The following is a 10,378-nucleotide window of genomic DNA, read 5'->3' as shown; positions in this document are numbered from 1 at the left end:
TGTTTGGTCCCGGCATTTGATGGTGCGATATCCATGCAGGCATGGAAGGATGCACTATGGGCCAGATTTTACACGGGAGCGCCCGCACGACGGAGGCGGTCCGTCGAGCGATACAGCATAGTCAAGAGAGCCTGAGGGTTCTGGCGAAGCGCTATGGGATCAACCAGAAGACGGTCGCCAAGTGGAAGAGACGCACGGCCGTCAAGGACCTCTCTACGGGTCCGAAGGATGCGCATTCAACGGTGCTGAGCATCGAGGAAGAGGCGGTCATCGTCGCCTTTCGCAAGCACACGCTGCTACCGCTGGATGACTGCCTTTATGCGCTGCAGGCGACAATCCCGCACTTGACGCGATCATCGTTGCATCGCTGCTTGCGACGGCACGGCATCAGCCGCCTGCCGGAAGTAACCGGCGACAAGGAACCCATGCGCAAGTTCAAGACCTACCCGATCGGCTACTTCCACATCGACATCGCCGAGGTGCAGACGGCCGAAGGCAAGCTGCGCCTGTTCGTGGCGATCGACCGGACCAGCAAGTTCGCCTTCGTCGAACTGCATGAGCAAGCTGGCAAGATGATCGCGGCCCAGTTCCTGCGGAACCTGATCGCATCGGTCCCTTACGCCATCCACACAGTGCTTACCGATAACGGCATCCAGTTCACCAGGTCCGCGACAAATACGCCTTCCATCATATCTTCGACCGCGTCTGCGACGAGCACGGCATCGAGCATCGCCTGACCAAGGTGAAGCACCCCTGGACCAATGGCCAAGTCGAAAGGATGAACCGCACCATCAAGGAAGCTACGGTCAAACGCTACCACTACGACAGCCATGCCCAACTGACTGCGCACCTCCACGACTTCATCAACGCATATAACTACGGTCGCCGCCTCAAGACGCTCCGCGGCCTCACGCCTTACGAATACATCTGCAAATGCTGGACAAGTGAACCCCAACGCTTCACGCTAAATCCACACCATCAAATGCCGGGACCAAACACCTAGGCTCTTCTAGGTTCAGAACGGCTATCCAGTCGTGTCTCGCAAGGACGTAGGCACCGTTGTGTAGCTTTGGAATCGAGGTCTGGCGCCTCCTGTCGCCCCGCGGCGTCGCTTGCAGCGCGTCGATGCAGTGAAACAATCATCTCCCTGTCTCAATCGCACATTCACATCATGCGGCATCTAGAATGCTCACTGCTCCTCGATGCTCGATGTGATAGCTATGGCATCTCTGAACGCAACTTCGTGCCTCTAATCGATCATTCAGTCGATCCGTCGATGAGCCCAGCAACTGCCTGTCGTGAGGAGGGGGCACTCGCGGCGCAATGGTGCTCAGAGGCATGTTCAACCCACGCAAAACCTCTTGGCATTTTTGTTATATATCTATATCAAATCCCAAGCTTGCATTTGAGGACGAGGCGGGATTCGAAGATATATGGACGAACAGGAGCTGCCGCTTGCCGGCATCAGAATCGTTGAATTCTCGCACATGGTCATGGGGCCGGCCGTCGGTGTGATCCTCGCCGATCTGGGTGCGGACGTGATCAAGGTCGAGCCGATCGGCGGCGATCAGACGCGGCGCCTGCTGGGGTCGGGCGCGGGCTATTTCCCGATGTTCAACCGGAACAAGCGGAGCATCTGTCTTGATCTGAAAAGCGCCAAGGGGGTCGATGCCGCGCGCCGTCTGGCGGAGAAGGCTGATATCGTGATCGAGAATTTTCGCCCCGGTACGCTCGACCGGCTCGGCCTGGGCTATGAAGCGCTGCGCGCGATCAACGAACGGCTGATCTATTGCTCGGCCAAGGGCTTTCTCCCCGGTCCCTATGAGAATCGGACCGCACTGGATGAGGTCACCCAGATGATGGGCGGTCTCGCCTATATGACGGGGCCACCGGGCCGGCCGCTGCGCGCCGGATCGTCGGTAATCGACATCACCGGCGGCATGTTCGGGGTGATCGGCGTCCTCGCCGCGCTCGAGCGCCGCCACCGCACCGGCCAGGGAGGCGAGGTCAAATGCTCGCTCTACGAGACCACCGCGTTCCTCGTCGGCCAGCATATGGCGCAAAAGGCGGTCACCGGTAGGGCGGCCGCGCCGATGCCGGTGCGGATTTCGGCGTGGGCGATCTACGATGTGTTCGAAACCGCCAATGCCGACGAACAGCTCTTCGTCGGCGTGGTCAGCGACAGCCAGTGGCAGGCCTTTTGCCGCGCGTTCGGATTCGACGCACTCGCTGCCGAGCCAGCCTATGCGACGAACAATCAGCGGGTGATGGCGCGCGACACGCTGCTGCCCCGGGTGCGCGCGCTGTTCGAAACGATGTCCCGGGCGGATCTGGTCGCGAAGCTCGAAATGATCGGCCTGCCTTTCGCCGCGATCGTGCGGCCCGAGGATCTGTTCGACGACCCGCACCTGACCGCCAGCAACGGGCTGGTCGATGTCACTATCCCGGGGGGCGAGGCGACGCGCCTTCCCGCGCTGCCGATCGCGTTCGATGACGAACGCCCCGCACTGCGCCACGACATCCCGGCGATCGATCAGAATGGCGCGGACATTCTGCGCGAAATCGGATTTGGCGAAGAGGATATCGCCGAACTGACACGCATCGCCGTCGCCGGATGACGCCGCGAACCGCTTTCGAGAAGATCTGGGCTGACCATCTGGTGGCGGATCTCGGCGATGATACCGGGCTGCTGCTGATCGATCGCATTCTGCTGCACGAACGCACCGGCGGCGTCGCGCTGAACAGCCTGGCCGAGGCGGGGCGTACCGTGGCGGCACCGACGCAGGTCTTCGCGACGATGGATCATGTCGTCGATACGCGGCCGGGGCGCACCGATACCACCATGATGCCCACGGGCACCCGGTTCATCGCGGCAACCCGCGCCGCCGCCCACGCCGCGGGGCTGACGCTGTTCGATCTGGACGACCCCCGCCAGGGGATCGTCCATGTCATCTCGCCCGAACTGGCGATCGTCCTGCCCGGGCTCACCCTGGTGTGTCCCGACAGCCACACCTGCAGCCAGGGCGCGCTCGGCGCGCTCGCCTGGGGGATCGGTTCGACCGAAGCAGAGCATGCGCTGGCGACCAACACGCTGCGCGTCGGCAAGCCGAAGACGATGCGGGTCACCGTCACCGGCCGGCTGGGCGCGGGAGTCACTGCCAAGGACCTGGCGTTGCACCTGCTCGACCGGTTCGGCTCCTCCGGCGCGAAGGGTCATGTCGTCGAATATGCCGGTGAAGCCGTCCGCGCGCTCGATATCGAGGCGCGGCTGACCTTGTGCAACATGGCAACCGAATTCTCGGCATTCAGTGCCTTTATCGCCCCCGACGAGGTGACGTTCGACTATCTGAGGGGCCGCGCCTATGCCCCGGAGGGCGCGGAATGGGATCGCGCCGTCGAGAATTGGCGCGGGCTTGTCACCGATGCGGGCGCGATGTTCGACGCAGAGCTGACGGTCGATGCCGCCGATGTCGCTCCGATGGTGAGCTGGGGCACCAGCCCGCAACAGGCGGTGCCGCTGGGTCGGCCGGTGCCGGATCACGACGCGATCGCGGGGCGCGACACACGCGAGGCTTATGACCGCGCACTCGCCTATATGGGGCTGAAGGCTGGCCAGGCGATCGAGGGGCTGGCGATCGATGCGGCGTTTATCGGATCCTGCACCAACAGTCGCCTGTCCGACCTGCGCCGCGCCGCAGCGATCCTGAAGGGCCGCCGTGTCGCCGATGGCGTCAGAGCGATCTGCGTGCCAGGATCGACCATGGTCAAGGCCGCGGCCGAGGCGGAGGGGCTCGACCGCGTCTTCCGCAACGCGGGGTTCGAATGGCGCGAGTCGGGCTGTTCGATGTGTTTCTTCGCGGGCGGCGAGAGCTTTGGGGTGCAGGAGCGCGTGATCAGTTCGACCAACCGCAATTTCGAGAGCCGCCAGGGCCCCGGCACGCGCACCCATCTCGCCTCGCCCGAAACCGTCGCTGCTTCGGCCGTTGCAGGCCGTATCGCCGATCCGCGCCCGATCGGCGCATGACCCCGTTCACCATCCTCACCGCGATCGCCGCGCCGCTGATCCGCGATAATATCGATACCGACGCGATCATCCCCTCGCGCGAGATGAAGTCGATCGGAAAGACCGGACTCGCCGACGGGCTGTTCGCCGGATGGCGCTACACCGCGATCGGATCGCGCGAGCCCGACCCGTCGTTCATACTAAACGATCCACGCTATGCCGGGGCGCAGATTCTGCTCGCCGGGGCCAATGTCGGCTGCGGGTCGAGCCGCGAACATGCCGTCTGGGCGCTCGCCGAATATGGCTTTCGGGCGATCGTCGCGGCGTCATTCAATCCGATCTTTCGCGGCAATTGCGTACGCAACGGCATCGTCCCGGTGGAGATCGACGCGATGCTGATCGACGCCGACGGGCCGATCACGATCGACCTGCCGCGGCAGACGCTGACGAGCGCATCGGGGCGGGACATCGCCTTCGCGATCGACGCGGAGGCCAAGGCGATGCTGATCGGCGGACTCGACGCGATCGACATGACCCTAACCCGCGCCGCCGAGATCGCGCGCTTTCGGGAAGCCGACCGCAACCGGCGTCCCTGGGCCTATCTCTAAAAGAAGACGGGCCGCCGAAGCGACCCGAAGTTTCGCGGCAGGCGATGACGGCCCTTGCGAGCCTAGTCGTGCGGCTCGTATCGCGGCACGTCATAATCATATTGGCGCCACTCGCCGTTGATATATTCGATGCCGGTCTTGTAGCTGCAATCGGTGACATAGGTCGCCCAGAGCCGCGTGCCGGTACGCACCAGCGTCCAGCCCCAACTGGGTTCGCCATTGCCCTTTTTGAGGTTCCCGTCACCGTCCCGTTCGCCCGGAGGCGCCTGGGCGACGGTGCCGTGCGCCACGCCGGCGGCGCGCCAGAAATAGCCACGCGTCCCGCGTTTGTAGGTGGAAATGCCCTGCTCGACGCATTCCCCGCCATAGACGGCGCGGGTGGGACCGCGTTCGTCACTGGTGGCAACGCGGGTGCCCTCGGGGATGTAATATTCCTCGAAACTGGGGTGCACCTCGGCGCCGCCGCCGAAATTGCCGGGCTTCGAACTCGGCGGGGCGGGAATGCTGGACACGAAGGTCATCCAGGTCATCTCGCCGGTGTCCGGATCCTTGCGCATCAGATTGTGCAGATAGCCGGGGAAATTGCCGCCGGTGCGATAGGCCGGGAACGGCTCGTCGATATACCAGGTCTCCTTGTAACGGTTCCAGTCGCGGACACGCGCGTGGGTGCGCGCGCCGACCTTGCCCTTGGCCGCGGCGACAAACTTCGGCGGCCCCTTGAACCATTGCAGCAGCACCGCGCCCTGACGCGACTTGACCTGGCCGCGAAACACGCCGGCCGGGATATAGCTGTAGGAATATTTGGTCAGCTTCTCGTCGCCGATGCTCAGGTCGCCATCGAGGACGACGATCTCGTTATCGACCTCGTCATAGCCGGGGGGAAGGCTCCAGCCTGCGGGAACATAGGTGATCTGCGCCACCGCATCCATGCTGGGCGACTCGCTCAGCAGGCGACGATACAGGCCCGGGGAGAAGCCCGGCGCGTCGAAGGGTTTCCAATCCACGAACTCGATGTTGGGGATGTTGTGCATCAGCCCCGGACGCCCTTCGACTTCATAGCCCTTGTCGGGCACCGGAAAGGGCGGCGCCTGGCTGACCGTTGGCGGGCCATAGGACTGGGCGAGCGCGGGAGCCGCCACGGCGGCGAGACCGGCCGATAAAGCCAAGGTCAGATGCGTTTTGCGCGACATGGTATCCTCCCCCTCACTTCGCCTGGGCCGAAGGCTCGGCGCACGAATTGCCATAGGTTTTCCATGAGCCGGGCCCCCTGCGGTAGAGCCACACGGAATAGCTGTCGGAAAACTGGCTCAAGCCGCCATGCGCGATGCCGGCGGGGCGGAAGAAATAGCCGTTCGGGGCATAGGTCCCGGCCACCTGCCCCTCGGGCAGGCATTCGGCGATCGTCATGTCGCCGGCGAGCATATAGCCCTCTTCCCAACTCTTGCTGGTCGCCCAAAGCGGCAGGTCACCTTCGCCGCTCATGACCGGATAACCGCCGGGCGAGGTTGCGATCCAGGTCACCTCGCCGGTAGCCGGATCGGACCGGAGCAGTTTCACATGCACCGGCGAATTCTTCATGATCGGTTCGTCGCGGAACTTGGGCAGGACGCTCGGCGTGGCGGTGGGCACGTCGTGATAGGCAAGCCCGTCGATCGCACCCGGCTTGGCCCCGGGGCGCGACGTCGCGCTCGCGATGTAATCCGGCGCTCCGTTCCAGAAGAACAGGACGGTCGCGCCTTCCTTGGTGCCGAAGCTGTGCGCGGTGCCGGCCGGGTAATAGGCATAGGCATAGCGGCCCATCGGCTTGTCGCCGATGCTGATCCCGCCTTCGACCACGAACATCTCCAGATCGGCGCCATGATAGCCGGAGGGCTGTTTCCAGCCGGCCGGCAGCGTGACGAGCAGCGTCCGCGCGCCGGTCTTTTCATCGAAGCTCAGCTGTTTGAATTCGACCGGCGGCAGGCCCGCGAAAATCAGCGGGCGCAGGTGCAGGTTGCGCGGCGCGACGAAGCCGACAAATTCGCTCGATCGATCGCGCGACTGGGGAATGCGGATGTCCTGAGCCAGTGCTCCGGTCCCGAGCAGCAACGCGCCGCACAGTGACAGGCCCGTTCGCAGTCTTTTGCTTGTCGGCATTGTTAGCTCCCCTGGTTTCGATGTCGTCAGACGGTGGGCGTCATGGGCGCCGCGCTACGGCTTCGGCCGGTATCGCGGCACATTGTAATCGTATTTTTTCCAGCCTTTTCGGGTGTATTCGAGCCCGGTTTCATAGGTGCAGTCGGTGACATAGGTGGCCCAGAGCGACGTCCCCGTCCGCACCAACGATACCGTGTAGCCGGGCGTGCCGGGCGACGTGCCATGCGAACCGCCATGCGCGACGCCGCCGGGGCGCCACCAATAGGTGCCGTTGCCATAGGTGACCGGTGTTTCGCCCTGTTCGAGGCACTCGCCGATGACGGTGTCGTGAGTCTTTTCGAGGAAATAATATTCCTCGAAGCTGGGATGCACTTCGTAGCCCCCGCCGAAATTGCCCGGCTTTCCGCTGGGCGCCGCCGGGATGCTCGCGCCGAAGGTCATCCATGTCATCTCGCCGGAATCGGGATCCTGACGCAGCAGCTTATGGAGCGCGCCGGGAAAGTTTCCGCCGGTGCGATAATCCGGAAAGGGCTTGTCGATATACCAGGCGGCCGAGAAATGATTCCAGTCGCGAACACGGGCATTTTCGCGGGCGCCCTTCCTGCTCCTGGTCGCGGCGACGAATTTGGGCGCCCCCTTGAACCATTGCAGCAGCACCGCGCCCTGCCGTGACCGCACCGGCCCGCGCACCACGCCCGCGGGGACGTAGCTGTAGGAATATTTGCCCAGCTTTTCGTCGCCGATGGACAGATCGCCGTCGAGCACCAGGATTTCGTTGTCGACCTCGTCATATCCGATCGGCTGGCTCCAGCCCGCGGGCACATAGGTGATCTGCGCCACGGCGCCCATGCTGGGCGACTCGCTCAACGGACGGCGCTGCAGCCCCTCGGGAATGCCCGGTGCGACAAAGGGCTGCCACGCCACCTTGGTCGTGTCGTAATGAAGGACGAACCCGGAGCCCGGCGGCCCCGGGCGGCCCTCGACCGCATAGCCGTCGTCGGGCACCGCGAAGGGCGGCGCCTGATCGGTGGAAGGCGGCCCCTCCGTCCGGGCCGCGGCGGGCAACAAGGCCATAGCGGCGCAACAGGCCGGCAGGATCGTCCGCAGCGCGACACCACGCGATGCCGCGCCGCGGGTCGCTCCCGCTCGGCCCGCCGCCCGCATCAGAAGGAGAATCCGACGCGAAACAAGACCTGGCGCGGCTCTCCGGGATAGCCGGTCACCGCAGGCCGCGTCGCATTGGCGCTCAGCAACCCCGCCACCAGATAGCGCTTATTGGCGAGGTTGCGCCCCTCAATCGAAAAACTCCAGGTGCGATCGTCGCTGCGCCATCCGATCGAGCCGTTGAACAGATCCAGCGGTGCGGTCTGAACCAGGTCGGTCTGGTTGGAAATAGTATTGTACACCTTGGACGTGTGGTCCCAGTTGCCGCCGATCGTCAGCGAGCCCCAGCCATCGGCCAGCGTCGGTGAGTAGCGGAAGCCAAGGCCGATCTTCGCCTTGGGCAGCCCCTTGATCTCGTTGGCGGTACAATCGACCCAGACGCCGAACTGGTTCGCGCAGGAGAAGCTCTTGGTATATTTGCCGTCGTTGAACGCCATGTTGCCATAGAGTTCGAGATCGTCGGTCACCTTCCAGTTCGGTTCCAGTTCGAGACCCCAGACGCGCGCCGCGCCGGCGTTGAGCGTCACGATGAACGCGGCACCGGGAATGATCGTGCTCAGCTGCAGATCGCTGTAATCCGCCACATATCCGGTCGCGTTGAGCCTGAACCCGATGCTCGGGAAGTTCATCTTGGCGCCCAGCTCATAGCTGTCGACGAACTCCGCACCGAACGGAGTCGGCACGAGCTGCGCGGTGATCGGATCGCGCGAGTTGAAGCCGCCGCTGCGCGTCCCCTTCGTCCACGAGATATAGGTGAACAGATTCTCGTTGACCTCCCAGTTCAGGCCCAGCTTGGGCGTAAGCGAGGAGAAGGTGGAGTGGCCCACCTGCGAGCCGGCCGCCGACCCGATCGTCAGCGCATAATAGTCCGTCGTCTCGCGGGTGTAGCGCAGGCCGCCCAGCACGCTGACCCCGCCGCCGATCGTGTAGGTCGCCTGGGCGAAGATTGCGGGCGCCTCGACCTTGTTGGAGGCATCGTCGGTCTGCGCGGTTCCCGCTGCGCCCTGCTGGGTACCCTTTTCGGTGAAATAATAGACGCCGGCGACAGCCTTCAACCTGTCGCTCGTGTAGATGAGGTTGACTTCCTGGGTCCACCATTCGCTGTCGAACTGCACGCGGTTGGGGTTGGCGACGACCAGTCGCCCGCCATTGGCGGCGATACGCGCCGGCGACAGAAAGCTGTCATTGCCGAGGCTCTCCTGGTTCAGCCGGCCATAGCCGGTGATCGAGCCGATCTCGAGATTGTCCGTGATCGCATAGGTCGCGTTGAGGCTGAAGCCGCGCTGATAGATCCGCTGATAGAGGTTGGCGTACACTTCGTTGACCGACAGGTCGCGGTCCGGAACCGCATAAGGATCGGTCACGCCGAGCGGCGCGATCAGCGGAATGGGGATGTTGGAGTCCGAACGGTCCTGCATCGCATAGCCCGAAAGCTCGAAGGTCAGGTCGGGGGTCGGCTCGAACAGGAGCTTGATGCGCTGGGCGGAACGGTCGAGATCGCCGATCCGCTCGCCATGCTCGATGCCATAGACGAAGCCGTCACGCTTGCGGTAGATGCCGCTCACCGCGAACGACAGCACGTCGTCGATGATCGGCCCGCTGAGATAGCCCTTGGCTTCGAACGCCTCATAGTTGCCGATCCCCAGCTGCCCCGCGCCGGTCCAGTCATAGGAGGGCCGCTTGGTCACCAGCTTGATCGCACCGCCCGAGGTGTTGCGCCCATAGAGCGTTCCTTGCGGACCGCGCAGGAATTCGACGCGCTCGACATCGAAGAAATCGAAGAAGGCGCCGTTGGGCCGGGGCTGGATGACGTTGTCGATATAGACGCCGACGGTGCCGTTCGCGCGGATACCGCCCGTCTCCGTACCGGCGCCGCGCACGACGATCTTCATCTGGGACGAACCCGCCGTCGCCTGCGACAGCGTGATGCCGGGGACCTGGTTGGCGATGTCGCGAACGTCGCGAACCTGCCGCTCTTCCAGCGCGCCCTCGCCCAGTGCCGTCACCGAGATGGGAGTGGTCCGCACCGTGCCGCCATAGCGCTCGGCGGTGACGACGATCTCTCCGCTACCGGCATTTCGCGATTCGTCGGCGGTCGTGGCTTCGGTCGCCTGACCGTCCGATGCTTCCTGAGCCCAGGCGGGCCCGGCCATCGCGGCGGAACCCAGAAGTGCAGCAAGCAGGATTGCGCGTGCTGTAGGCTTGGACAGATGCGTCATGGTGACCCCCCCTCATTATCCCTGTGGCCCAATCGGCCAATTGTTCCCCGACGCTGCGCGCGGAGCGTCTTTTATGCTTCGAGGTCAGGCCGCGACTCGCGGGTGCTGCCCGATCTCATTTGTTATGCATTCATATCAAATCATGAGTTGGCCGGATCGGCAAGTGATTTGTTATAGATTTATGATGATTGAGTGGTTGAAAGCGTCATTTCGGTGACTTGGGTGGCAAGATTCGAACGCGACGGGGC

7 protein-coding genes and 1 pseudogene are annotated in these 10,378 nt (G+C 63.9%); 4 read left to right on the top strand and 4 right to left on the bottom strand.

What is annotated here, in order from left to right; translation table 11 throughout:
- The first annotated feature begins 56 nt into the window (after positions 1–56).
- The 4 genes and pseudogenes from SGR02S_RS06420 (at position 57) to leuD (ending at position 4,611) form a co-directional block, all read left to right on the top strand.
- Positions 57–1,003 (top strand): annotated as a pseudogene (locus SGR02S_RS06420) (IS481 family transposase).
- A 430-nt stretch (positions 1,004–1,433) separates the two neighbouring features.
- A complete protein-coding gene (locus SGR02S_RS06415) occupies positions 1,434–2,618 on the top strand; it encodes a CaiB/BaiF CoA transferase family protein (RefSeq protein ID WP_067106894.1) in 1,185 nt (394 codons plus the stop codon).
- Positions 2,615–4,024, top strand: a complete 1,410-nt coding sequence (locus SGR02S_RS06410; RefSeq protein ID WP_067106891.1) for a 3-isopropylmalate dehydratase large subunit — start codon at positions 2,615–2,617, stop codon at positions 4,022–4,024. Before SGR02S_RS06415 ends, SGR02S_RS06410 begins: the two co-directional genes overlap by 4 nt.
- Positions 4,021–4,611: a 3-isopropylmalate dehydratase small subunit gene (gene leuD / locus SGR02S_RS06405; RefSeq protein WP_067106888.1), complete on the top strand. Its 591-nt coding sequence runs from the start codon at positions 4,021–4,023 to the stop codon at positions 4,609–4,611. The genes SGR02S_RS06410 and leuD overlap by 4 nt, the downstream gene beginning before the upstream one ends.
- A 62-nt stretch (positions 4,612–4,673) precedes the next feature.
- Here the strand turns inward: leuD and SGR02S_RS06400 are convergent, their stop codons facing one another.
- From SGR02S_RS06400 to SGR02S_RS06385, 4 genes are all read right to left on the bottom strand, one after another.
- A complete protein-coding gene (locus SGR02S_RS06400) occupies positions 4,674–5,801 on the bottom strand; it encodes a DUF4437 domain-containing protein (protein ID WP_067106885.1) in 1,128 nt (375 codons plus the stop codon).
- Positions 5,802–5,814: 13 nt separating this feature from the next.
- The gene (locus SGR02S_RS06395; RefSeq protein WP_082796991.1) at positions 5,815–6,747 is read right to left on the bottom strand and encodes a DUF4437 domain-containing protein; all 933 of its coding nucleotides are present in this window, start codon (positions 6,745–6,747) and stop codon (positions 5,815–5,817) included.
- A 54-nt stretch (positions 6,748–6,801) separates the two neighbouring features.
- A complete protein-coding gene (locus tag SGR02S_RS06390; RefSeq protein ID WP_067106882.1) occupies positions 6,802–7,821 on the bottom strand; it encodes a DUF4437 domain-containing protein in 1,020 nt (339 codons plus the stop codon).
- Between the two features lie 89 nt (positions 7,822–7,910).
- Entirely contained in the window at positions 7,911–10,064 is a 2,154-nt protein-coding gene (locus tag SGR02S_RS06385; RefSeq protein WP_067106880.1) for a TonB-dependent receptor, read from the bottom strand.
- Positions 10,065–10,378: the final 314 nt, after the last annotated feature.

The organism is Sphingopyxis granuli NBRC 100800, from assembly GCF_001591045.1.
GTDB classification, from domain to species: domain Bacteria; phylum Pseudomonadota; class Alphaproteobacteria; order Sphingomonadales; family Sphingomonadaceae; genus Sphingopyxis; species Sphingopyxis granuli.
The sequence above is the reverse complement of the archived record's forward strand: the minus strand, read 5'-3'. Positions and strand labels throughout refer to the sequence as shown.

Bases quoted from the DNA above. Each gene is read 5' to 3' on its own strand.
- SGR02S_RS06385 (WP_067106880.1), bottom strand. From the start codon at position 10,064: ATGGCCGGGCCCGCCTGGGCTCAGGAAGCATCGGACGGTCAGGCGACC.
- SGR02S_RS06400 (WP_067106885.1), bottom strand. From the start codon at position 5,801: ATGTCGCGCAAAACGCATCTGACCTTGGCTTTATCGGCCGGTCTCGCC.
- leuD (WP_067106888.1), top strand. From the start codon at position 4,021: ATGACCCCGTTCACCATCCTCACCGCGATCGCCGCGCCGCTGATCCGC.
- SGR02S_RS06410 (WP_067106891.1), top strand. From the start codon at position 2,615: ATGACGCCGCGAACCGCTTTCGAGAAGATCTGGGCTGACCATCTGGTG.
- SGR02S_RS06415 (WP_067106894.1), top strand. From the start codon at position 1,434: ATGGACGAACAGGAGCTGCCGCTTGCCGGCATCAGAATCGTTGAATTC.
- SGR02S_RS06390 (WP_067106882.1), bottom strand. From the start codon at position 7,821: ATGGCCTTGTTGCCCGCCGCGGCCCGGACGGAGGGGCCGCCTTCCACC.
- SGR02S_RS06395 (WP_082796991.1), bottom strand. From the start codon at position 6,747: ATGCCGACAAGCAAAAGACTGCGAACGGGCCTGTCACTGTGCGGCGCG.